Annotated in this window: 23 protein-coding genes and 1 pseudogene; 16 read left to right on the top strand and 8 right to left on the bottom strand. The window is 67.2% G+C overall.

The annotated features are described in order from the left end of the window. Positions 1–45: 45 nt before the first annotated feature. Positions 46–201 (bottom strand): hypothetical protein, encoded by a 156-nt coding sequence (locus VF992_09975; GenBank protein ID HEX9341473.1) that lies wholly within the window; start codon positions 199–201, stop codon positions 46–48. Positions 202–333: 132 nt separating this feature from the next. Here VF992_09975 and VF992_09970 point away from each other — a divergent pair, with 132 nt between their 5' ends. Further along, the gene (locus tag VF992_09970) at positions 334–543 is read left to right on the top strand and encodes a hypothetical protein (protein HEX9341472.1); all 210 of its coding nucleotides are present in this window, start codon (positions 334–336) and stop codon (positions 541–543) included. 113 nt (positions 544–656) lie between these two features. On the opposite strand, the pseudogene erpA reads toward VF992_09970, so the two are convergent. Continuing rightward, positions 657–983, bottom strand: a pseudogene (gene erpA, locus VF992_09965) (iron-sulfur cluster insertion protein ErpA). Between the two features lie 85 nt (positions 984–1,068). Beyond that, a complete protein-coding gene (locus VF992_09960; protein HEX9341471.1) occupies positions 1,069–1,527 on the bottom strand; it encodes a GNAT family N-acetyltransferase in 459 nt (152 codons plus the stop codon). A 155-nt stretch (positions 1,528–1,682) separates the two neighbouring features. Between VF992_09960 and VF992_09955 the strand changes: the two genes are divergently transcribed. From VF992_09955 to VF992_09925, 7 genes are read left to right on the top strand one after another with little or no spacing between them, the layout of a single operon-like run. Beyond that, a complete protein-coding gene (locus VF992_09955) occupies positions 1,683–4,172 on the top strand; it encodes a tetratricopeptide repeat protein (protein HEX9341470.1) in 2,490 nt (829 codons plus the stop codon). Then, the gene (locus VF992_09950) at positions 4,172–5,086 is read left to right on the top strand and encodes a tetratricopeptide repeat protein (GenBank protein HEX9341469.1); all 915 of its coding nucleotides are present in this window, start codon (positions 4,172–4,174) and stop codon (positions 5,084–5,086) included. The genes VF992_09955 and VF992_09950 overlap by 1 nt, the downstream gene beginning before the upstream one ends. Next, entirely contained in the window at positions 5,083–6,189 is a 1,107-nt protein-coding gene (locus tag VF992_09945) for a tetratricopeptide repeat protein (GenBank protein ID HEX9341468.1), read from the top strand. The genes VF992_09950 and VF992_09945 overlap by 4 nt, the downstream gene beginning before the upstream one ends. Positions 6,190–6,247: 58 nt before the next feature. Continuing rightward, a complete protein-coding gene (locus VF992_09940; GenBank protein ID HEX9341467.1) occupies positions 6,248–6,910 on the top strand; it encodes a fibrillarin-like rRNA/tRNA 2'-O-methyltransferase in 663 nt (220 codons plus the stop codon). A 32-nt stretch (positions 6,911–6,942) separates the two neighbouring features. Beyond that, positions 6,943–7,734 (top strand): class I SAM-dependent methyltransferase, encoded by a 792-nt coding sequence (locus VF992_09935; GenBank protein HEX9341466.1) that lies wholly within the window; start codon positions 6,943–6,945, stop codon positions 7,732–7,734. A gap of 39 nt (positions 7,735–7,773) precedes the next feature. Then, a complete protein-coding gene (locus VF992_09930; protein HEX9341465.1) occupies positions 7,774–8,229 on the top strand; it encodes a 30S ribosomal protein S15 in 456 nt (151 codons plus the stop codon). Positions 8,230–8,236: 7 nt separating this feature from the next. Beyond that, positions 8,237–9,604, top strand: a complete 1,368-nt coding sequence (locus tag VF992_09925; GenBank protein ID HEX9341464.1) for a DHH family phosphoesterase — start codon at positions 8,237–8,239, stop codon at positions 9,602–9,604. Here the strand turns inward: VF992_09925 and VF992_09920 are convergent. Both VF992_09920 and VF992_09915 read right to left on the bottom strand, forming a co-directional pair. Continuing rightward, complete coding sequence (locus tag VF992_09920; GenBank protein HEX9341463.1) at positions 9,598–10,122, bottom strand: DUF835 domain-containing protein; 525 nt, start codon at positions 10,120–10,122, stop codon at positions 9,598–9,600. The genes VF992_09925 and VF992_09920 overlap by 7 nt on opposite strands. Before the next feature lie 80 nt (positions 10,123–10,202). Further along, positions 10,203–11,372, bottom strand: coding sequence for an AAA family ATPase (locus VF992_09915; protein ID HEX9341462.1), 1,170 nt, complete (start codon positions 11,370–11,372; stop codon positions 10,203–10,205). A 102-nt stretch (positions 11,373–11,474) separates the two neighbouring features. Between VF992_09915 and VF992_09910 the strand changes: the two genes are divergently transcribed. The 4 genes from VF992_09910 (at position 11,475) to VF992_09895 (ending at position 14,891) form a co-directional block, all read left to right on the top strand. Continuing rightward, the gene (locus VF992_09910) at positions 11,475–11,900 is read left to right on the top strand and encodes a hypothetical protein (GenBank protein HEX9341461.1); all 426 of its coding nucleotides are present in this window, start codon (positions 11,475–11,477) and stop codon (positions 11,898–11,900) included. 267 nt (positions 11,901–12,167) lie between these two features. Continuing rightward, entirely contained in the window at positions 12,168–12,344 is a 177-nt protein-coding gene (locus VF992_09905; protein ID HEX9341460.1) for a DnaJ domain-containing protein, read from the top strand. A gap of 37 nt (positions 12,345–12,381) precedes the next feature. Continuing rightward, complete coding sequence (locus VF992_09900) at positions 12,382–13,905, top strand: hypothetical protein (GenBank protein HEX9341459.1); 1,524 nt, start codon at positions 12,382–12,384, stop codon at positions 13,903–13,905. Between the two features lie 32 nt (positions 13,906–13,937). Beyond that, a complete protein-coding gene (locus VF992_09895; protein ID HEX9341458.1) occupies positions 13,938–14,891 on the top strand; it encodes a deoxyhypusine synthase in 954 nt (317 codons plus the stop codon). A gap of 17 nt (positions 14,892–14,908) precedes the next feature. Here the strand turns inward: VF992_09895 and VF992_09890 are convergent, their stop codons facing one another. Further along, entirely contained in the window at positions 14,909–15,130 is a 222-nt protein-coding gene (locus tag VF992_09890) for a transcriptional regulator (protein HEX9341457.1), read from the bottom strand. A gap of 98 nt (positions 15,131–15,228) precedes the next feature. Between VF992_09890 and VF992_09885 the strand changes: the two genes are divergently transcribed. The 4 genes from VF992_09885 (at position 15,229) to ftsZ (ending at position 17,979) form a co-directional block, all read left to right on the top strand. Then, positions 15,229–15,729 carry an NUDIX domain-containing protein gene (locus VF992_09885; protein HEX9341456.1) on the top strand — a complete coding sequence of 167 codons (501 nt, stop codon included), beginning with the start codon at positions 15,229–15,231 and terminating at the stop codon, positions 15,727–15,729. 28 nt (positions 15,730–15,757) lie between these two features. After that, on the top strand, positions 15,758–16,360 hold the full coding sequence (locus VF992_09880; protein ID HEX9341455.1) for a nicotinamidase: 603 nt from the start codon (positions 15,758–15,760) through the stop codon (positions 16,358–16,360). Between the two features lie 129 nt (positions 16,361–16,489). Next, positions 16,490–16,807 carry a ribbon-helix-helix domain-containing protein gene (locus tag VF992_09875; protein ID HEX9341454.1) on the top strand — a complete coding sequence of 106 codons (318 nt, stop codon included), beginning with the start codon at positions 16,490–16,492 and terminating at the stop codon, positions 16,805–16,807. An 86-nt stretch (positions 16,808–16,893) separates the two neighbouring features. Continuing rightward, on the top strand, positions 16,894–17,979 hold the full coding sequence (ftsZ, locus tag VF992_09870) for a cell division protein FtsZ (GenBank protein ID HEX9341453.1): 1,086 nt from the start codon (positions 16,894–16,896) through the stop codon (positions 17,977–17,979). Between the two features lie 2 nt (positions 17,980–17,981). On the opposite strand, the gene VF992_09865 is transcribed toward ftsZ, so the two are convergent. Continuing rightward, positions 17,982–18,653, bottom strand: a complete 672-nt coding sequence (locus VF992_09865) for a PKD domain-containing protein (GenBank protein ID HEX9341452.1) — start codon at positions 18,651–18,653, stop codon at positions 17,982–17,984. Between the two features lie 81 nt (positions 18,654–18,734). Then, positions 18,735–20,633: a threonine--tRNA ligase gene (locus tag VF992_09860; protein ID HEX9341451.1), complete on the bottom strand. Its 1,899-nt coding sequence runs from the start codon at positions 20,631–20,633 to the stop codon at positions 18,735–18,737. Between the last annotated feature and the right edge of the window lie 16 nt (positions 20,634–20,649).

The raw sequence follows: 20,649 nt of genomic DNA, 5'->3' as shown, positions 1-20,649 counted from the left end.
CGGGCCGTCGGCTAGGGAGATCATCGCCCGCTCGGTGGTCCAACGCTAGAGGCCTTGCTCCTCAAGGCAGCAGTCGGTGACTTCGATCCCCTTGGGAGTGCGTCGGACGAGAATCGAGTTCGCCGTCTTGTTCGTGACCCGAACGCCGTCCAGTTCGATTGTCCGTTTCGCCCCGACGCGGACGCCTGCCGTCTTTGCCATCGAGTCTCGGAATGTGACCGGGAGATAAGAGCGCGCGGTCCGCCCGAGTCGTCCCATGCCACGGCCTGCGGCCTGGAATTTTCTGCTCCGCCAATGATATATAGCGGAAATCCGTCCCGCCGACGGTGCAAAATGACTCGCGTCCTTGAGGAAACGATTGATCTGCTCCGACCCGCAGATGCGGTCCGGGTTCTCGACGCGGTGGACGGGACCCTCGACGCCCTACGCCAGGACGCCGTCGGGATCGGAGACACTCCCGAGATTCGAGAGGTCCTTCGCCGGATCGACGCGTACAAGGGCCACCTTCAGCGGCAGCGCACCCTCCTGAGCACGACTCGCTAGTCAGAGGAGCTCCGCTCGTTCCCACGAAGGCACTGAAAAGGCGTGTCGCTCTAATGCGTGTGCGCGTGGGCGTGGTGGCCCTCGTGCTGGTCCGGCGCTTCCTCGCCTTTCGGGTTGAAGCTCTGGCCGCAGCCGCACGTGGACCAGTTGTTCGGGTTGCTCACGACGAACCCGCTCCCCGCGACGCTCTCCGTGTAGTCGACGCTGGAGCCGTCGAGGTACTGCACGCTGTTCGGGTCCACGACGACCTTGATCCCACTCGCGTCGAGGACCTCGTCGCCGTCGTGGAGCTTGTTGTCGAGCGCCATCCCGTAGCGGAAGCCGGAGCATCCGCCGCCGGCCACGTACATCCGAAGGTACGTGGTCTCGGACGTGCCGTGCTGGCCAATCAGGTCGCGGAGCTTGCCCACGGCCTTGTCGGATAGGGTGACGTTGAACATGTTCAGCCCCTTCGCCTGTACGAGTATAGGCGCGTTATATAATCCTTTGGCCTCGGTTCAATCTGGGCGGAACCACCCTCTCGCCCTACTCGAGGATCCTCCCCATATAACGGCGCTCCGCGCGGAAGCCGAGGCTCTCGTAGACGTGCTGCGCCCGCGCGTTCGTCTCGGCCACCTCGAGCTTGATCTTCCGATGCCCGCGCTTCCGTGCCCACTCGCCGGCCCATTCGACGAGCGACTTCCCGACTCCCTTGCCTCGTTGGTCCGGGGCGACCCAAATGTCGTAGATGAACGCGTGCGTTTCCGGCGTGAGGAAGCCGCTCTCGCCGAGGATCAGGTATCCGAGGAATTCCCCGGACGGCCCTTCTGCGACATACCTCTCGGTCCTGTTTCCTTCGAAGTACGGCTCGATCTTCTTGCGGAAATGGGCCTCCCAGCGTCGGCGGTCGAGGCGCATCCGTTCGTCCTCCGGGATGTCGTCCCAGGCCGTTTGTAGGGTCGCACCCCACAAGATTGGGAAGTCCGAGGCGCGGGCTCGTCGCATGCGGGGCTCCACGGTGTACCACCGCGCGCAAGCGGTTCGCGGCCGATTAAGGTGTCGGCATGCGACCGGTGTTCTCGCGCCGCTTCGGCGGTTCGTTGCCGCGGTTGTCATTCGCCGCCCAGTCTTTATATGACCCTCTTTCCATCGTCGCGCGCGTGCCCCCCTCGCGCTGCGTTCGATGCGGCGCTTCGAGTCGCGACGCCCTGTGCGGCGCGTGCACCGACTACCTCGTCGCGTACTGTCCGTTCTGGCTGGACCCCGCGCTCCTTCCCGGCCCGTCGTTGATCGATCTCGTGGACCCGCGGGACGTCGCGCTCGTTGCAGCGGACCTCTCCCAGGTCGAATGGCATGCCCCGCCCTCGGAGACGCCCTCCGCCGACGCGGTCCGTCTGGTCCAGCTCCTTCGACTCGACATGGACACGCATCCCGTGGTCAGCGTCGGAGATGCGGAGATCCTCCATGCGTTCCTGCGGGATGGCCGGCGGGCCCCGCCGAGGAGTTCGGAGGAACGCGCGGCCCTCGTCGCGGTCTGCCGCTACCTGTCGGCGTGCGGATGGATGCCCTCCCACCTCGCCTCCGAGTATCGGCTCCGGACGGACGTCCTCGAACACGCCGAGACGTTGGTCGGGGCCGAGGGGACAGGCCCATTGGACCGCGAGCCCCCCATCGAATCGGTGGAGCCAGCCACCTTCGAGGCCGCGGCGGAGCCGTCGCGGCTCCCGGAGTCCGATGAAGAAGTCGTCCCACCGTTGGAGTCGGGACCGGGACCGGCGCCCCCGGACATCGAGCCCCCGGACTCGGAGGAGGTCGCGCTGCCCGCTCCCCAACCGCTCCCGCCGGAGCCGATTCCCCGGCCCGAACCTCCGCTGCCGCTGCCGGAGCCCCCGGGCCCCGGACCGGAGCCCGAGCCAGAACCGGAGCCAGAAGAACTCGCCGACGACGAGGCGCTCGCCGAAATCGAAGCGATGAAAGGCGCCCTCGCGAAGGAACGCGCGGACGTCGAGTCGTGGGTCCGTTCCCGGTCCGAGGAGATCCGGGCGAAAGAAGACTTCCTCGCGGGCCGCGAAATGGCGGTGACGTCGAAGGAGCAGCAGGTCGAGGCGGAGGCCCGCGCGGCGACGGAGCGGCTCGTCGCCCTCGAGAAGGGCGCGGCGCGCCGCGAAGCCCTTCGTTTCCTCGGTACTGTCCCCGGCATGTCCGAGTCCAGCGCGGACGTCATCGCGACGGCGTTTCCGGACATGGACGCCTTGCGCGGCGCCGATGCGAAGGCGTTGACGCAGTGCAAAGGAGTCTCCGACGGACTCGCGCGGGCGATCCGGTACGAGTTGGTCCCCGGGGAGGTCGAGGGCGAGCAACGGACATCGCGGCTACGGGACGAAGCGCACGGCTTCCTGGAGGAAGGCGACTACGCCGCGGCCCTCGCCTGTTACGACCGGCTGTCGCGCGCGCACCCCGAGGACATCGGCGTATGGTTCGACCGCGCGCAACTGCTCGTCCTCTTGAACCGGACCGGGGAGGCGCTGCAGTGTTATGCGCGCGTCATCGAGCTCGATCGGAAGAACGGACGGGCCTGGTTCGAGCGCGCGAACCTCTTATTCGGCGGCGGCCGGCTCCCCGAAGCCGTGGACGCCCTGCGCGAGGCGCTCAAGATCGATCCCTCGAAGGGAGGCGAGATCGCGCTCCGGGCGGAGCAGCTGCGGCGCGACGGTCATCCGAACGAGGCGGTCCTCCTGTTCCAGGCGGTCCTCGACGCAGATCCGGGCGAGGCGCGCGCGGCGCTCGGCCTCGGCGATTCCCTCCTCGACCTCGGCGATACGGACGCCGCGGAAGCACTGTTCACGCGAGCCCTCGGCAAGGATCCGCGGAACGCGCTGCTCGTGTTCCGAAAAGGCGAGCTCTTAGAGCGCAAGGGCCGGTGGGGCGCCGCGATTCAGTACTACAATCGCGCCATCGCGCTCCGCTGGAACTTCGCGGCCCCATGGCTGGCGAAAGGCAGGATCCTCCTCGACCACGGTCGCGCGAAGGAGGCGCTCGAGTACTTCGACAAGGCCCTTTCGTTCGAGCCGGGCCTCGTGGACGCGTGGGCGGGCAAAGCCCGAGCCCTTGCGGCCCTCGGCGACCGCGACGCCGCGGCGGCGGCCCTCGAGCGCGCTTCCGAAATCGGTCCGGACGCGCCGGCGGTGCGCGCGGCCCGGGAAGCGATCGGGGTGCCCTCCCCTCCCGAAGCGGAGTCGTCGGCCGCGGCGATGGCGGACCTGCCATCCCTCGCGAAAGCGTTCGCGGACATCGAGGACGAGCCGGAAGCGGAGCCCCCGAGGGAGTCCGTCTCCCCGGACTTCGCGGCATTCGTCGAGTCGATCGAACCGGAGAAGGAGGACACGCAGGTCCTCTTGCAGCTCGCGGAGCTGGCCCTCGAAGGCGGTGATCCGCAGATGGCGCTGCTCCGCTACGACCAGGCGATCGAGCGGGATGCGCGCAGCCCCGACGCATGGACGGGGAAGGGCGTCGCCTTTCAGCAACTCGAGCGGTATCGGGATGCGCTCGAAGCGTACGACCGTGCCCTCGCCCTCAAGCCGGACCATGAACCCGCGCTCAAGTGGCGGACGACGTGCCTCCGTCACGTCGACCGGGAGGCGGACGGGTGATGGTCCCTCCCGCCGTCGAGGAGCGGTTCCTTCCCAGCGTCGAGTCGTTGGAGGCGGCGATGCGGGCGGCGCGTCGGTCGGCCGAGCAAGGCGACCTCGACGGCGCCCTGAGACAGCTCGGCGTCGCCCTGCGCCTGAAACCGGAGTACGATGCGGCCTGGCTCATGCGCGGACATGTGCTCCGGAGGGCGAACGACCTGGAAGGCGCCCTCGAGTCGTTCGCGCAAGCGCTGAAAATCAACGGGGAGTCGGAGGAATCCTGGATGGGCCTCGCCTCGACGCTCCACGAGCTCGGCCGTTTCCCGGAAGAGGTCGAAGCGTACGATCGCGTCCTCGCGATCCACCCCCGGTCGACCGAGGCCTGGATCGACAAAGGTGCGGTCCTCCACGAGCTCGGAGACTACCGGGGCGCGATCTCCTGCTACGACACGGTCCTCGGCTGGCGTCCGGAGCACGTGGCCGCCTGGAACAACAAGGGGGCCGCGTTGATGCGTCTCGGCGACGAGCCGGCGGCCGCAGAGTGCATCGACGAGGCGCTCCATCTGGATCCCGATTTCTTCGACGCGATCGCGAACCGCGTCCTCCTGTGCCAGAAGGGAGGCCGCCACGGCGAGACGGTCCTCTGGACCGACCGCGCGCTCCGGATCCGTGACGCCGCGTGGCTTTGGTACGTCAAAGGGCTCGCGCACCTCGGCCTCTCCGAGTCGACCCTGGCGATGAAGGCGTTCGAGCGCGCGCTCGCCTCGAATCCCTCCCTCCAGGACGCCCGCGCGGGCCTTCGGAGGGCGAAGGCGCTCCGGGAGAAGGTGGACTTCTACCGAGGCGCCTACGAGTGTTTCGGGACGCACTTGCCCGGCGACCCCGGGTGCGCGGAATGCGCGATCTCCGTGCGGTGCCGGGAGGTGACGCCGTGAGCCTGCCGTCCGCCGCGGAGGTAGAGCACGCCGACTGGCCATCGCTCCAGCGGATGTGCGAATCCCTCGGGCTGAATCCGAAAGGTCGCAGCGCGGTCGTACGGATGCGGGTCCTCGACCACGTCCGCCGTCGAACGCGTCCCGAGGGCTGGCGTGCGGGGCCCGCGCAACTCGCTCCGCTGCTCACCCGACTCGGATTTCCCGATCTCGCGGCGCGGCTCTGGGAGTCCACGATCCAATTGGACGCGCCCGCTCCGTGGGTCGGGCTGGGCGAGGCGGACCTCGCGCGTAGGCGCCTGGGGGAAGCCACGAAGGCGTTCCGGCGAGCCGCTCAGATGGGCGATCCAGCCGCGGACCTGCATCGGGCCGAGGCGCTCGCCGCCGACAGGGATTTCGAAGGGGCAGCGCGCCTGTGCGACGCGTACCTCGCCCTCCGCCCCGTGGATGTGCGGGCGCTCTTGATGAAAGCTGGATTCTTGGCGCGCGCCGGCTTTGCGGACGAGGCGAGCAACGTGCTCCGCGTGGCCACGGAAGCCCACCCAGCGGTCCCGAGCCTCGCGCGCGCGTGGGGGATCGCGCTCCTCAGGGCCGGCCATCCGGAGGACGCGGCGAGCGCGTTCCAGGAAGCCGTTCGGCGGGATGCACGGGACGCGAGCGCATGGATCAATCGAGGCGCCGCGTTGCTTTTGGCGGGTCGAACACGCGAAGCCATCGGCGCGCTCCGGGAATTCCTCGAATTCGATCCTAGGCGGGCGGAAGCGCTGAACAACCTCGGCGTCGCGTTCGTGCACTCGGGCCGGGCGGGTTCCGGAGTCACGACCCTCGAGCGGGCCGCGAAGCAGGTCGAGCTTCCTCGGATCGTGTTGAACCTCGGGAAGGCGCACGAGGAGGCGCGCCAGACCGCCGACGCGACGCGCGCCTATGCCCAGGTGCTGCGGATGCGCCCGGAAGACGCCGAGGCGCTCGCGGGACGGAAGCGTCTCGCCGCGGGAACGGCGAAGAATCCGCTCGCGGCCAAGCCGTCGCCCGAGACCGGACCGGGGACGTCACCGAAGGCGCGTCGGACTCCCGCCAAGAAATCGCGCAAACGACGCGGGACGTAAGAGCGTCCGTTTGCCGTGTCGCGGAAGCCTCATTACAACCCCTCCCTTGGCGGGTACGATGGCGATCCGTCCGACGACATGGGACGGCGTCTACACGGAGGGAGCGTGGCTCCTGACGCGCAACCTCGTCCCCGGCGTCTCCGTGTACGGCGAGAGCCTCCCCGTGGAGGCCGCCGTCGAGTACCGACGCTGGGACGCGAACCGAAGCAAGCTCGCCGCGTACCTGAAATGCGGCGGGCGTCGCTGGCCGTTCGGAGAGCAAGCCTCCGTCTTGTACCTCGGTGCTGGGAGCGGCACGACGGTGAGCCACGTCTCGGACATCTGTGCCCGCGGACTCATCACGGCCGTCGAGGTGTCGCCTCGTTCGTTTCGAAACCTCCTGACCCTGGCGGAGCGCCGCGCAAATCTCGTGCCCGTCCTCGGCGACGCATCGAGGCCGGAGACGTACGCGGGAAGGGTCGGGACGGTCGACGTCGTGTACCAGGACGTCGCCCAGCGCGATCAGGAGTCGATCTTCCTCAAGAACATGGGGATGCTGCGGCCCGGGGGCACGGCGTTCCTCATCGTCAAGGCGCGGTCCACCGACGTCACTGCGGCGCCGGCTCGCGTCTTTGAGTCGGCGAAGCAGACGTTGGCGTCCTCGGGCCTCTCGGTCGCGGACGTTCGGTCCCTCGCTCCGTTCCAGACAGACCACGCGGCGGTGGTGGTGACGAAGCCATAGCATCATCCCCACGGAGGGCCTTCGCGCCGCGGATGGCGCCGTCGTCGGACGTTTCCTACGGCCGTTTCGCCCGCCATTACGATCAAATCTATGAAGGAATCGTGGACTACGAAGGAGACGTCGATTTCCTGGAGAAGGTGTTCCGCCGTTTCCGGCTAAAACCCATCGCGATCCTGGACCTCGGGTGCGGGACCGGAAACCACGATCTCCCTCTCGCACGACGCGGATACGATGTGACCGGGGTCGATCGATCTCGGGCGATGCTCGTCCGGGCGCGAGAGAAAGCGGTCGCCGCGGGGGTCCGCGTCCGATTCGTCCGCGCCGATATGCGCTCGTTCGATCTAGGAAGAACCTTCGGGGCGGCCGTGTGCATGTTTGGAGCCTTCGGATATCTCCTCACACCGCGCGACATCGCGCGATGTTTGCGCTCCGTGCGGCGGCATTTGTCACGGGACGGACTCTTCGTCTTCGAGTTCTGGCAAGGGTCCGCCGCGCGGCCCTCGCCGTCCCAATCGTGGACCCACAAGCGAAGCCCGGAACGGGAGATCATCCGCTTGGAGGAGAGCCGCTTCGATCCGGACACGGGGCGGCTTCCCGTGGAGTTCCGCTTTTTCGTGTTGCGTGACGCCCACGTCCTGGAGCGGTTCGAAGAAGTCCACATCGTCCAGACGCACCATCGCGACGAAATCCGGACCCTCCTCCGCCGATCCGGCTTCGATCTACTGGGCGCGTTCGCGGCGACGAACATGAAGAAGGGATTCGGGCCCGCGACCGACAAAACGTTTCGCGTGATGGCGGTCGCGCGACCACGGGCTCAATCTTAAATACGCGCCCGCGGTATGCGACGGCCTCCGAGGAAAACGATGGCCCGCCTCCATGCACACCGCAAGGGGAAGAGCGGTTCGACCCGACCGTTTCTGAAGGCGAATCCGGCCTGGGTCGGGATGGAGAAGGCCGAGGTGGAAGACACCATCCTGCGCCTGCACCAGGAAGGCCTCTCCGCCGCGGCGATCGGCGTGCGCCTGCGCGATGCGTACGGCGTCCCGAGCGTCCGCCTCGCCACGGGACGCAGCGTCCACGAAATCTTGCGGTCGAAAGGCGCGAAGTTCGCGATGCCCGAGGATCTCGCGAGCCTCATCAAGCGCGCCGGGAGCCTGCAGACGCACCTGAAGGAGCACGGCAAGGACCTGAGCAACAAGCGAGGGCTGCAGCTTATCGAGTCGAAGATCCGACGGCTGTCCCGCTACTACAAGGATCGCGGGCTCCTGCCCTCGGATTGGGATTACTCCCTCAAACTGGCGGAACTTCAAGTGAAGTAGGTGACCGATGGCGAAGCGCCTGGACGACCTGGCGCCCCAAGGTCTTCTCGACCGCGCGCAGCGGGCCGTCGACCTCGTCGATGCGGCTTCGCGCATCCGCGTGTTCTGTCACTACGATCCGGACGGCACGACGTCGGCGTCGATCCTCGCGCGGGCCTTGATGCGCCGTGGGAAGCGAATCCACGCGTCGTTGGCGCACGCCCTCGACCGCGCTTCCGCGGACCGCCTCCTGGCGGAGTCGAATGAGCTCCTCGTGGTGAGCGATATGGGCTCGGCCCAGCTCGACCTCTTGGAGCGCCTGCCTTATCCCGTCGTGGTGTTGGACCACCACAAGCCGGTCCGGGACTCCGAGGCGATCGTGCACGTGAACCCGCATCAGCATGGCATCGACGGAGCCCGCGAGATGTGCGGTGCGACGACGACCTGGCTTTTCACGCTCCTCCTCGACGACCGAAATTGGGACCTCGCCGGCATCGCCATGGCCGGGGCGATCGGCGACATGCAGGCCGTCGGGGGATTCGTCGGGCTGAACGGCGCGCTCTTCGCCGAGGCCGCGGACCGCAAGATCGTCGTGCCGGAGCGTCAGCTCGCCCTCCGGGACTTGCCCCTGTCGAAGGCAATCGCACGCTCGGTCCGTCCGTACTTCCGCGGCCTGTCCGGGCGCCCCGAGGCGTCGGCCGCATTCCTGAAAAAGGCGGGCTTCGATTCCGACGTGAGCGTCCGTCAGCTTGAGCCCGCGGCGCGGAGGAAGCTGACGTCGGTGCTGGCGCTCCACCTCGTGGAGAACGGAGCCGCACCCGAGGCGCTCGACACGCTCGTCGAGGACCGCTACTGGATCGAGCCGGATCAGATCTACGCGCAGGACCTCGAGGCGTACGTGAACAGCTGCGACCGCCTCGGCCAGGAGGGGCTCGGGATGGCGGTGTGCCTCGGAGATCGGGAGGCCCTCGGGAAGGCCGAGGGGCTACTCGACCAATACACGTCCCGCACGCTCGGGTACCTCACCGGCCTGGAGCGGGAGGGGCTCTACACGAAGAAGCACATCCAGTTCTTCTACTGCGACGACCCGAGCCTCGCGGGATCCGTCGCGGGCACCGGAATGCAGTTCTTCTTCGACCAGGCGCGGCCGGTCATCGCCCTTTCCGTGTTGGACGGCCACACGAAGGTGTCGGCGCGCGGCACGCGGGACCAGATCGCATCGGGCGTCGATCTCGCGGTCGCCCTGCGGGAGGCCGCCGCGTCCGTCGACGGAAACGGCGGGGGGCACAACATCGCGTCCGGTGCGACGATCCCGAAGGGCAAGGAAGACAAGTTCGTCGGCATGGTCGACGAAATCGTCGGCCGCCAAATCGGGTCGCGTCCCGCGCCTCAATAGGTGTCGAGGAGCCGGCTGACCTCGCGCGCCTCGAGATCCGTCTTGAGGGCCGGTGACTCCAGCACCTTCACGTTGCGCTCGAGTAAGGCGAGCTCCTTCTCCTCGAGCGTCTCCGGGCTCACCGGGAAGATGATGACGGCGCGGCGCTGCATGACGAACTCGTTGACATGCTCGACGAACATCAGGGTCTGGAGGAACCCATTGTTGATGATCAGGTACTCCAAGCCGTCGAGGAGCACGGCGCCCTCCCCGTTGTTGTCCTCGATGAACTTCTGGATCACCTTCGCCAGGGTGCCGATCGCGGTCGGGTTGTGGAAGTCCTCGCCCGGCGTGTGACTGAGCCAGATGACACGGACGTCCGTGAGGCCGCGCTCCCGCCGCACTCGCTCCGGATATTGGCGGGTGATGCACACCCCCGGGGTCCGCTGCGCGATCAGGAGATCGAAGAGACGGAAGCTGAGCTCGGGCTTCTTCTCCTTCACGAGGTAACACGCGCCTTTCTCGAGGTCCATGGGCATGCCAGAGCGAAGTGACTCAGCCTCCGAGCCCATGATGGCATCGTGCGGTTGCACCCATCCCATCGGTTTCTCCGTACCCCTCATCGACTCTTCAAACTTCGTTCCAGATTATCAGCGAGGACTTTTGCCGGGATCTCCGGGAGAGAGATGAGCGTCGTCTTGCCGACCACCCCTTCGCCGCTCAGCTTCGTGTCGATCAGGCCGAGGGCGTCCAAGTCTCGAACATACTTCCAGAACTGCGTGTGGGCCCTCGGCTTCTGGTCGTACTCCTCGCACACGACCGTGTACGCCTCCTCCGCGTCGCCCATGGTGATGTACGCCTTCTTGCGGCTCTTGCGCGCGATCGCGAGGAGGACGAGTTTCTTCGGGGCATCGAGGAGGCCCAGACGCTCTTGGACATCCGTCGGATGGACGTGGGCCTTGGCCCCTCGGATGTGTTCGGGCGCGACCTCTTCGACGCTTTCTTCGTCCGCGAGCATGCCGGCCTTCTCGAGGAGTTCGATCGCGTAGCGCGCGTCGCCGAACTCGGATGCGATGTCCGCGATCAAGTCGATGATTTCTTGGTCTACCGTGCCAGGATGCAAAGCGAGCTGTACGCGGATCGTCACGATGTCCCGGAGTTCCTCGTGGTCGTACTTCGGGAATTCGACGACGCTCGAGCGACGGAAGGTGCTCAGGGCCGCCGGGTCCATGTACTCGAGGGCGTTTGGCCGTTGGGAGATCAGGATCATTGAGATGTTCCCCTTTGCCCCGGGGCTCTCCTCTGCGGCGCGGGCGAACGCGTAGACGAGATCCGCGCCGCTTTTCTTCAGGAGAGCGTCGACCTCATCGAGGATCACGATGAAGTGCAGCTTGTGCTTCTCGAGGTGTTTCTTGAACGTGTCGAGCTTCTCCGCGACGGAGAAGCCGCGCTCTGGGTGGTGGGGGTCGAAGTGCCGGACGAGGGCCAACAGGACCGCGTCGTCCCCCATCCGCTGCCGGCAGTTCACGAACGCGTAGTCGACCGCGCGGTCGTGCTCCGAGGCGTGCTTCCGGAAGTCTGCGCAGAAGCGCTTCGCGGTGTGGGTCTTCCCCGTGCCGACGGGGCCGAACAGGAACGCGTTGCTCGACGTGCCCGCCTCGACGATCGGTCGCAGGTAGCTGAAGAGCCGTTGCATCTGTGCCTCCCGGTGGACCATCTTCTCCGGGACGTAGTCGAAAGAGAGCTTCCCTTGGTCTTTGAACACGGAGGGCCCGGCTCGGAACGACACGAATGCGCCAACGCGGCCCGCTTCGATAAAGGCTTTGCCCGCGGGCGCGGAGCAAGCCCTTATCCGGTAGGAATTGCCCTCTCCGATCGGGCCGAGACCACCATGTCCGCCCCATACCAACCGGATCGGAGGGCGGCGCTGAGCCGCATGACGGAGGCTCTCGAAGCGGCGAAGAGGGCCCGAGACTCCGGATTCGACGTACGCGAACTCCGCCGGCTGCTCAAAGAGTCCCGCGCGGCGTTCGAATCGGGCAACTATCAGGACGCCGCTCGGATCGCGGACCGGATCCTAGAAATCTCTGCACAGATGGCGACGAGGAGGTCGGGTGGACCGGCGAGGGACGCCCTGGTCGCACGAATGAAGGAAGCCCGCCGCGCGACGAGAAAAGCAAAACGCGGCCGCTTCGACGTCCAGCAGCCGGAGGAAGCCCTGCGCCAAGCCCGTGCCGCATATGCGGCGGGGGACTACAAAGCCGCAATGGAGTTCGCGGACCAGGCGGTTCAGCTCACGGGCTCTTCATCGCGGTGAACCGCTGACATCGAGGAGGCGGTCTGAATCCGACGCGCTCCGACCTCGCGCCATCCGACGGAACACGCATCGCGATGCGTAGTCGACCGATACTTTTGCTTCGCCTGCGGCCGGGACCACCGTTTCGGGACCGCCATCGCCCGGGACCACAAGCGGTTCAGCATCGAGGGCGGCCACGAGTCGGGCGGGATCTTCTCGGACCTCCGTGAGTTCTACCTGCAGACGAAGGGGATCGACGCCGCCCTTCGGATCCTCGGCTTCGCGGACGTGCGAATCCACCCGCCGCGGTTCGGCCGAGGCTGGCCCTCCCGCGCGGCGATCGAGAGGGCGTACCGGGAGCGCGCGAAGCGTCTGCATCCGGACTCCGGTGGAGACCCGCGCGAGTTCCGGAAAGTGCAGTGGGCCATCGAAGTCCTCCGCCGCTACCGACCGCGCGATGCGTGACCCGCCGCGGCACAACGTTTATTCCGGCGCGGCGGCTTTGATTCGGGCGGAGGTCTCGCGCATCCCGCGTTCGCTCCAAGAGACCCTTGAGGCCCTCCCGGACGACGTGCTCGAAGAGCTCGCGCGCGCCCATGGCCTGGATCCGGCGGATCCCCGAGGACGGGACAATCTGATCCACGCGCTGCTCGAACTTCCGGGTTCAGCCGGCATCGCGGCCGAGGCGGACCGTCTGCGGATCGAGTCGCGCCTCGAGCGGCTGCGACCGCGCCAGCTCCGGGAGCTCGGGGAGCGCCATCGGGTGAGCCTGCAGGGCCTGAAGCGGAAATCGGACCTCGTCGAGGCCCTCGCCGGGTCGAGGGACTCGTCGGACATCCTGGTGGAGCTCGAGGCGATCCTCGAGAAAGAGTCGGGCTTCCTGTTCGGGAAGGAGTCCGGCGTGGACGCCGAGCGCGTCGAGGCGCTGCTCGAGGCGGCCCGGAAGCGGTTCCAGGAGCAGCGGTTCGAGGCGGCCCTTTCGGCGGCGCACGAGGCGTCTCGGATCGCCGAACGCACGACGGAGCCGTTGCGCCGCGCATCCTGGTCCTACGCGATCCTCGCGGCCCAAGCGCTCCTGGAGCCCTGCGACCCGACGGAGCCGACCGCCGCCGATGCCGCGGCCGTCCTGACCCGTGCCCGCGATGCCTTCGTCCAGGGTTCCGTGGTCGACGACGCCCTTCTCTCGGATCTCGTGCGGGCCGCGGGCCACGCGAACGCGAGAGAGGCGGATCGGGTCCGTGAGCTCCTCGCCCAGACGCGGGATACGATTCGCGAGGCCGCAAACCTCGGAGCCGCCGTCGCCCTCGCCGAGGACGCCTGGAAACAGGGCGCCGATTTCCTCGATCGCCATCGCCTCGCGTCGGCCCGCGAGAGCTTCGTCGAGGCGGCTCGGAGGGCGGGCGACGCGAGCAGCCGCCGGATCGAGGAGGTCGCAGGGTCGGTCCCTTCGGTCGAGGACCACATCGAGCTCGCGCGGAACGTCGGCGCGGACGTGGGGGAGGCGGAAAGCCTCCTGGATCAGGCGCGGACCTCAATCTCGGCGGCGGAGTACGGTCGGGCCGGGGACCTCCTGAAACGGGCGGAGCGCCTCGCGATGAAGGGTCAGCAGCGGCAGATCGAACGGGCGATTCAGCTCCGGCAGTCGCAGGTCGAGAAGGCGCAGGCAATCATCGCGGCGAGCGAACCGGTCCTCAAGGAGGCGGAGTCGTACGACCTGAGCGCGGCGGAGGTGCGCACGCTCCTCCGCCAGGCGCGGGACGTCCTCGCGAAGGGCGACTACCTCGCGGGGCTAACCCTCGCCCGCAATGCGGAGGAAGTGGCCCGCAGCCTCGAGGGACAGGTCGACGAAGAAAGGCGGCGGCGGGGGATCTCGAAACCGGTGGCGGGGATCTGCGGCGTCTGCTCCTCGCGGCGGGTCGCGTTCGACGACGACGGCGGGGGGCGATGCGAGGACTGCGGCAGCGTCTTCCGCTGGAGGGGGCCGCTCGGGGTGTGGGAGCGACTCCGCGCGCTGCTCGCTCCATAGCCTTTTATCGAGATCCCAGGATTCGGCGCCGGATGCGCAAGGGAGACCTGTTGCGTCGCAAGGTGGAGGACATCGATCTGGCCCGCGCCGGCGACGTCGCGGCGTTGGTCGAGGAGATGGACCGAGCCGGCGGGTTCACCGCCAAGAAGATTGCGGACGGCGTCGGAATCCTGCGGGCGATGTTCCGCCGCGCGGGCTGTACGACGTTCCTCTCGTTCCCCGCGGCCCTCATGGCCACCGGCATCCGGGGGATCTTGCGGGGGCTGGTCGAGCGGAGGCTCGTGGACGTCGTTGTGACGACGTGCGGGACCGCGGACCACGACCTCGCGCGGGTCTGGAGCCCGTACTACCACGGGAGTTTCGACCTCGACGATGTCGAGCTGCACCGGCTCGGCGTGAACCGGCTCGGCAACATCTTGGTGCCGAACGAGTCGTACGGCATTGTCCTGGAGAAGAAACTCCGACCGATGCTCCGGGCGCTCTGGGAGTCCGGGCGGCGGTCCCTCTCGACGAAGGAGCTCCTGTGGGAACTCGGCCGCCGCGCCGGGAGCCGGGAATCGCTTCTCTGGTGGGCCTGGAAGAACCGCATCCCGGTCTATGTGCCCGCGATGTTCGATGGGGCTGTCGGCTACCAGCTGTGGTCGTTCTGGCAGGACCACAAGGACTTCGGGATCGACCAGTTCCGCGACGAGGCCGAACTCGCGGACCTCGTCTTCGCAGCGAAGGAGACGGGCGCGTTGATGATCGGGGGCGGTGTGTCGAAGCATCACACGATCTGGTGGAACCAGTTCCGCGGCGGCCTCGACCACGCCGTCTACATCACGACGGCGCCGGAGTCGGACGGGAGCCTGAGCGGAGCGCGGATGCGGGAAGGCATCTCGTGGGGGAAGGTGAAACCGACGGCGAAGCACGTGACGATCGAGGGGGATGCCTCGGCTCTCTTGCCGATGATGATCGCCGCCGCGCTGCGGCCGAAGCGCCGTTGACGCCCCTTGCGGACGTCTCACTTGACGAGGTAGTAGCCCGCGGCTTTCTCCCGGGCCTTCCGTCTCGCGTAGCCTTTCGACTGCAATTCTTGGAGGGCCTGCAGGACGAAATTCTTCGAGAGCTTCGACATCTTGGTGATCGCTTCCGCATCCCGCATCTTCTCCTCCGACGTGATGCCGGCGGACTTCATCGCGTCGTAGACCTTGTTGGCCCGGTCCGTGACGTCCTCGAGGGGCACGCGCGCACCTCCGGTGCTCGGCTGGGAACTCGGCGCGGTGTTAAATAAGCTTCCCATCGTTGGAATCGGCGATGTGTCCGGGAGAGTGCAAAGACCGGATGGCGGACGCCTTCGCCCGTTTCGGTCGCGTCCCGATCGTGCGGCGGACCCGGATGGCCGCGCCGGACGACCCTTCTTTCCGCGGACGCGGCCGTGCCCCCTTCTGGGCGGCGGGCGGCCTCATCCACGACGGCCGGGGGTCCGTGGTCCTGGTCCGCGTCCGGCGGCCTTCCTCCGCCGGCATGTGGTTCACGCCCGGCGGGTTGCTCGAGAAGGGCGAGCGGACCGACGCCGGGCTACGCCGGGAAGTCCTCGAGGAAGTCGGGATCGGACTCCGCGATCCGGTCCTCACGAGGATCATCCACGAGGCGGTCACGGACGGCGTCCGGGTTCGCCACGGCTACTTCGCGCAGTTCATCGCACGCGCCTCGGCGACGGACCTCCGCCCGGGCCACGAGGTGGTCGAGGCGCGTTGGTTCGACCTCCTCCCACCGGACATGGCGTTCCGGGACGACTACGGGGAGGACTTCGACCGAATCCGGGATGCGCCAACCTTTTAGCGGGTCTCCGGATTCGCCGACCGAGAACGTGGGCCCGACGCTCGCCTTGCTGGTAGTCGACGTCCAGAACGACTTCTGTCCGGGCGGGGCGCTCGGCGTTCCGGACGGCGATTCGATCATCCCGCGCATCAACCGCACGATCCGGCTCTTCGAGAGGCGGGGTCTCCCGATCCTTTTCACCCGGGACTTGCATCCGCGCGAGACGAAGCACTTCAAGGCGTTCGGCGGGGCGTGGCCGCCTCACTGCGTCCAAGGCACGAAAGGCGCGCGGTTCCATCCGGACCTCGCGATCCCGGATCGCGCGATGATCCTCTCCAAGGGCATGGATGCGGAGCAAGACTCGTACTCCGCCTTCCAGGCCCTGACGGGCCGGGGTCGAGACCTCGAATCGGTCCTGCAGGAGATTGGCGTCGGCGAACTCTTCATCTGCGGACTCGCAACGGACTACTGCGTCCGAGCGTCGACGCTCGATGCGCTGCGTCGCGGCCTGAAAGTCCACGTGTTGAAAGATGCGATCCGCGGCGTCGACGTGAGGCCGGGCGACTCGGAATTGGCGATTCGGGAGATGCGCGCCCACGGGGCCGCCTTCGCGGAGACCCGGGGCCTCGCGAAGCTCCTGCCGCCCGCGTGAGTCGCGTCGCCGGACCGGTCAACGACCGATCGCATTGTCAAGGTCCGGGCCTCCCACAACGGTTTAAATACGCCGAATGCGATGTGTCAGACAAATCGACTCAAAACGTCGGACAAGGGCTCGCGATCCATGCCAGCGGAATCGGAACGGGTTACAATTCGTTTGCCACCGGACAAGGTCAAGGCGCTCCACCAGCTCGTGAAGAGCGGGGAGTTCGACACCGTGTCCGATGCGATCCGCGCCGCGATCGACCGGTTCATCGACATCCATTTCGCGCCGGATTACATTCGCAAGCTCATGATCGAGCTGCCGAAGGGGAACGTGGTGGACCTGCAGCAGCTCGTGAAGTCGGGCGACTCCGTGTCCGTCGAAGACGCGGTCCGCAACGCGGTCCGGGAGTACGTCCGCCGCCGGCTCCACAAGGCCATGGAAGGGGCCGAGCGCTAGCGCATCGTGGCCGGGAGCGCGCGCCCCTCAGACGCGCCAGCAGCATCGGCGACGCCCGCCGCGCCTCGCCGAGGATGGGACCAAGGATGGGCCTCGAGACCGCGCAGCGTTCCGGGAACCAGTCGTTCCTCGACACGTTTGCGTTCGGCCGGCCGCGGGTCCTCGTCATCGGATGCGGGGGCGCGGGAGGGAACTCCGTCGCCCGGCTGCACCGGATGGGCATCCACGGGGCCCGGACCGTCGTCGTGAACACGGACGCCGTGCACCTCGATTCGATCCAAGCGGACCGTAAGGTCTTGATCGGCGGCGGGGTCACGCGCGGGATGGGAGCGGGCGGCAAGCCCGAGATCGGCGAGCGATGCGCAGAGCTCGCCGAGGAGGAACTACGGAATCAGATCGGCGACGCCGACCTCACGTTCATCACGGTCGGCCTCGGCGGCGGCACGGGGACGGGAATCGCCCCGTTCGTCGCGGATCTGGCGCAGGCCGCAGGCAGCGTCGTCATCACCCTGGCCACGACGCCGTTCCGGGCGGAGCGGGGCCGGATGGGCAACGCCCGGGCCGGGATCCAGCGTCTCCGGGGTTGCTCCGACTCGCTCATCGTGCTGGACAACAACCGCTTGCTCGACCTCGTCCCGAACTTGCCCGTCGAACATGCGTTCGCCGTGATGGACCATCTAATCAGCGAGGTCATCAAAGGCATCACGGAGTCGATCACGCTCCCCTCCTTGATCAACTTAGACTTCAGCGACGTGCGCACGATCCTCGAGTCGGGTGGGACGTCGACCGTGTTCTACGGGGAGAACGCGGAAGACGACACGGACCAAGTCGTTTCCGATACCCTCGACAACCCGCTCCTCGACGTCGATTACCGGGGCGCGAGCGGTGCGCTGATCCACATCAGCGCTGGCCCGGGCCTCCGCCTGCGGACGGCAAATGCGGTGGTGGAGGGTCTGACGGAGGAAATTCGGGCCGACGCGAACGTCATCTTCGGGGTCCGGGTGGATCCCAAATATGAGGGGATCCTCCGGGTTCTCGCGATCATGACGGGGGTCCGATCCCCCATCGTCGACGCGGTGCAAGGCTCCGTCTCCATCGCGGACGTTGTCTCCGAGTCCTCGCAGTCGGACTCCCTCGCGAGCGACTTCCCGCGGACGCCGGGTCGTCGCTGAACCTACGTCGCGGGGGGCGGCGGGATTGTCAGCGTCGAGTCCTCCTCGAGCGCCTGGGCGAGGTGCTTCGGCTTCAGCCGGACGTGGATCGTCTCCGGCTTTGGTTTCAAGATGTTCCAGCCCGCCTTCATGATCGACCCGCCCGCGACGGTCATGACGAGGAAGAGGCCGGAGGTGAGGAAGACGATCGCGACCGGAAGGAGGAGCTCCGCGAGGTCCAGGTTGAGGTTCAGTCCCGCGGCGGTCGGCGTGTTGAAGCCCCGTCCGGATCGCGTGTCGCCGAGGACCGTCGTGACCTGAGCCAACGCGATGCTCTCCTTCCCATTCGCATCCCGGACGACGAGGCTCGCCTGGTATGCCGTGTACGACGAGTAGGTATGCGTCGGATTCGGCACGCTGCCCCGCTGCCCGTCGCCGAAGTCCCAGTCCCATGAGACGATCGAGGCGTCTCCCGGTCCGCTCGAGTCCGCGAACGTGACGGTGGCGTCGCTGCTCGTCCAGTCGAACGAGGCGATCGGTCCCGCCTGCTGCGGGTTTTGCGGGAGTTGGCCGCCGAGCCACGGGCCCGGGTTCGTCGCGATTGCCAGCGCCTGGGAGAACGTGAACAAGATGACCGCGAGGCCGAGGGCGAGGACCCCGATTCCGAGGATCCGCTCGAAGAGATCGCGTTTCATGCGACCACGTCACGCGGAGCGGGGCGGCATTCATAACCGATCGCCCGCCGTTCTCACGATTGAGAATTCCGTTCGGGCGGATCATCCGTGAAACGTCGGCCGAGCGCTCACGGCCGGTGGCTCCGCGAGGGCCCGGAACGGACGCCCCGCAGTGTCGGCTCGGATCCGTTTCTGCAACTCGTCGACGGACATCTGGGCCTGCGCCTTCGTCGCCCGCACCCGGACGTTGAGCACCCCGCTCTCGATCTCCTTCTTGCCCACGACGACGATGTAGGGGACCCACTCCTTCTCCGCGCGACGGATCTTCTTGGCGAGAGTGTCGTTGGTGTCGTCGACGTCGACTCGCACCTCGGGGAATCGCTCGAGGAGGCCGCGGGCGTGGTCGAGCTGGTCCCCGCTCACCGGCACCACCCGGACCTGCGTCGGCGCGAGCCAAACCGGGAGCATGGGCGGCTTATCCCGTTTGGAGTCCGCAGCGGCCTTCTCCAGGAAGGCGTACAGGACCCGCTCGATCGCACCGCTCGGAGAGAGATGCAGGATCAAGGGGTGCCGCTCCACGCCTTTTTCGTCCGTGAAGGTAATCCCGAAACGCTTCGCGTTCTCCGTGTCGATTTGGTCCGTCGTCAGCGCGGCCGCCTTGTCGTTCGTGTCGACGAAATTCCATTCGTACTTCATCGCGTAGTAGAAGGACTGCTCCGACCACATCTCGACGAGCAGCGGTTTGCCCCATCGTTTCGCATACGCGATCACGAAGTCCTTGTGCTGCCGCCAGAACGGCTCCGTGACCCGCATCCCGACCTCGAAGTCGTCGGGCATCGCGAATCCAACGTCGGACATGAGTTTCCAAGCGACTTCGAACCGGATCATCATGTGCGCCTTCGCCTGCTCGACGTCCGCGCACAGGGCGTGGCAGTCGGGCATCGTGAAGGCCCGGAGCCTCCGGAGCCCCGCGAGCTCGCCCCGCTGTTCCGCGCGGAACGAGTAGCGGGTCAGCTCGTAGAGGGCCAGCGGGAGCTGCTTGTACGAGAGCACCATGTCCTTCATGATCAGGAACTGGCCGAAGCACGCGCTGAAGCGGAGGAACGCCTTCTTGTTCGGCGTCTGGACGACGTACTGTCGCGCGGGGAAGCGGTTCAGGTACGACTTCAGCGCGGGGTGCTCGAAGTCATACATGACCGGGCTCTCGACCTCCATCGCGCCGTACTCTTGGATCCGGCGGGAGACGATCTCCTCGAGGAGGGCCTTGATCAGCCGCCCCTTCGGGTAGAAACGGAGATTGCCCGGATCCGATCCGGGCTCGTAGTCCACGAGTTCGAGGTCCTGCATCAGGCGGACGTGCGGCGGCTCCTCTCGCACCTCCCGCGACTTCGCCATCTCATACTTCGCGAATCGCTCGAGGCGATCGTGGCCCCGGAAGTCGAATCCTCCAAGCTTTCCATCCGTGATCGCGAGCGGATGGAGCTCCCCGTTCGGTTCGAGGACGTGCCAGTGGGAGACGAGCCGCGTCTCCGCTCGGACCGCTTCGGAGATCTCCTCTGTCCGGGCCGCGGCGGCCTCCACGACGATCTCCCGCGAGAGTTCGCTCAGCGGGTGGCCTTTCACGGCGACCTTGAAGGATTTGTAGTAACCGAACGGCGACGCGTGGACGTCGAAGGTGCGATGGGCAAGGTCCTTCTCCAGGGAGCGGAGGATCTCCTGCGCGGGTCCCGGGGCTGCCAGGGAAGAGCTTAGGTGCGCGTACGGATACAGGACGACGCGTTTCGTGCCGACCTGGCCGGCGACGTCCTCGATGTTCGTCGAGGCCTGCTGCGCAGTCGCCCTTGGGTCCCGCTCATCCCGTTTCTCGGCGGTGATGAAGCAGACGAGCGCCTCTTCGACGCGCCCTCTTCGTCTCGACGCGGGGACGTCCTCGACGTCCTTCAGGGCCTTCTCCCGGATCTCGTACTCGAGGTAATCCACATGGAGGAATAGGATTCGCATATCGGGCTCGCGTACC

This window comes from Thermoplasmata archaeon (genome assembly GCA_036395115.1).
Classification (GTDB): Archaea; Thermoplasmatota; Thermoplasmata; order RBG-16-68-12; family RBG-16-68-12; genus RBG-16-68-12.
This window is presented reverse-complemented; position numbering and strand designations above follow the sequence as displayed.

What these genes read in the sequence shown, in the direction of transcription:
- VF992_09975 (HEX9341473.1), bottom strand. Translation starts at nt 201, where the DNA reads ATGGCAAAGACGGCAGGCGTCCGCGTCGGGGCGAAACGGACAATCGAA.
- VF992_09970 (HEX9341472.1), top strand. Translation starts at nt 334, where the DNA reads ATGACTCGCGTCCTTGAGGAAACGATTGATCTGCTCCGACCCGCAGAT.
- VF992_09960 (HEX9341471.1), bottom strand. Translation starts at nt 1,527, where the DNA reads ATGCGACGAGCCCGCGCCTCGGACTTCCCAATCTTGTGGGGTGCGACC.
- VF992_09950 (HEX9341469.1), top strand. Translation starts at nt 4,172, where the DNA reads ATGGTCCCTCCCGCCGTCGAGGAGCGGTTCCTTCCCAGCGTCGAGTCG.
- VF992_09940 (HEX9341467.1), top strand. Translation starts at nt 6,248, where the DNA reads ATGGCGATCCGTCCGACGACATGGGACGGCGTCTACACGGAGGGAGCG.
- VF992_09935 (HEX9341466.1), top strand. Translation starts at nt 6,943, where the DNA reads ATGGCGCCGTCGTCGGACGTTTCCTACGGCCGTTTCGCCCGCCATTAC.
- VF992_09930 (HEX9341465.1), top strand. Translation starts at nt 7,774, where the DNA reads ATGGCCCGCCTCCATGCACACCGCAAGGGGAAGAGCGGTTCGACCCGA.
- VF992_09925 (HEX9341464.1), top strand. Translation starts at nt 8,237, where the DNA reads ATGGCGAAGCGCCTGGACGACCTGGCGCCCCAAGGTCTTCTCGACCGC.
- VF992_09920 (HEX9341463.1), bottom strand. Translation starts at nt 10,122, where the DNA reads ATGCCCATGGACCTCGAGAAAGGCGCGTGTTACCTCGTGAAGGAGAAG.
- VF992_09910 (HEX9341461.1), top strand. Translation starts at nt 11,475, where the DNA reads ATGTCCGCCCCATACCAACCGGATCGGAGGGCGGCGCTGAGCCGCATG.
- VF992_09895 (HEX9341458.1), top strand. Translation starts at nt 13,938, where the DNA reads ATGCGCAAGGGAGACCTGTTGCGTCGCAAGGTGGAGGACATCGATCTG.
- VF992_09885 (HEX9341456.1), top strand. Translation starts at nt 15,229, where the DNA reads ATGGCGGACGCCTTCGCCCGTTTCGGTCGCGTCCCGATCGTGCGGCGG.
- VF992_09875 (HEX9341454.1), top strand. Translation starts at nt 16,490, where the DNA reads ATGCCAGCGGAATCGGAACGGGTTACAATTCGTTTGCCACCGGACAAG.
- ftsZ (HEX9341453.1), top strand. Translation starts at nt 16,894, where the DNA reads ATGGGCCTCGAGACCGCGCAGCGTTCCGGGAACCAGTCGTTCCTCGAC.
- VF992_09865 (HEX9341452.1), bottom strand. Translation starts at nt 18,653, where the DNA reads ATGAAACGCGATCTCTTCGAGCGGATCCTCGGAATCGGGGTCCTCGCC.
- VF992_09860 (HEX9341451.1), bottom strand. Translation starts at nt 20,633, where the DNA reads ATGCGAATCCTATTCCTCCATGTGGATTACCTCGAGTACGAGATCCGG.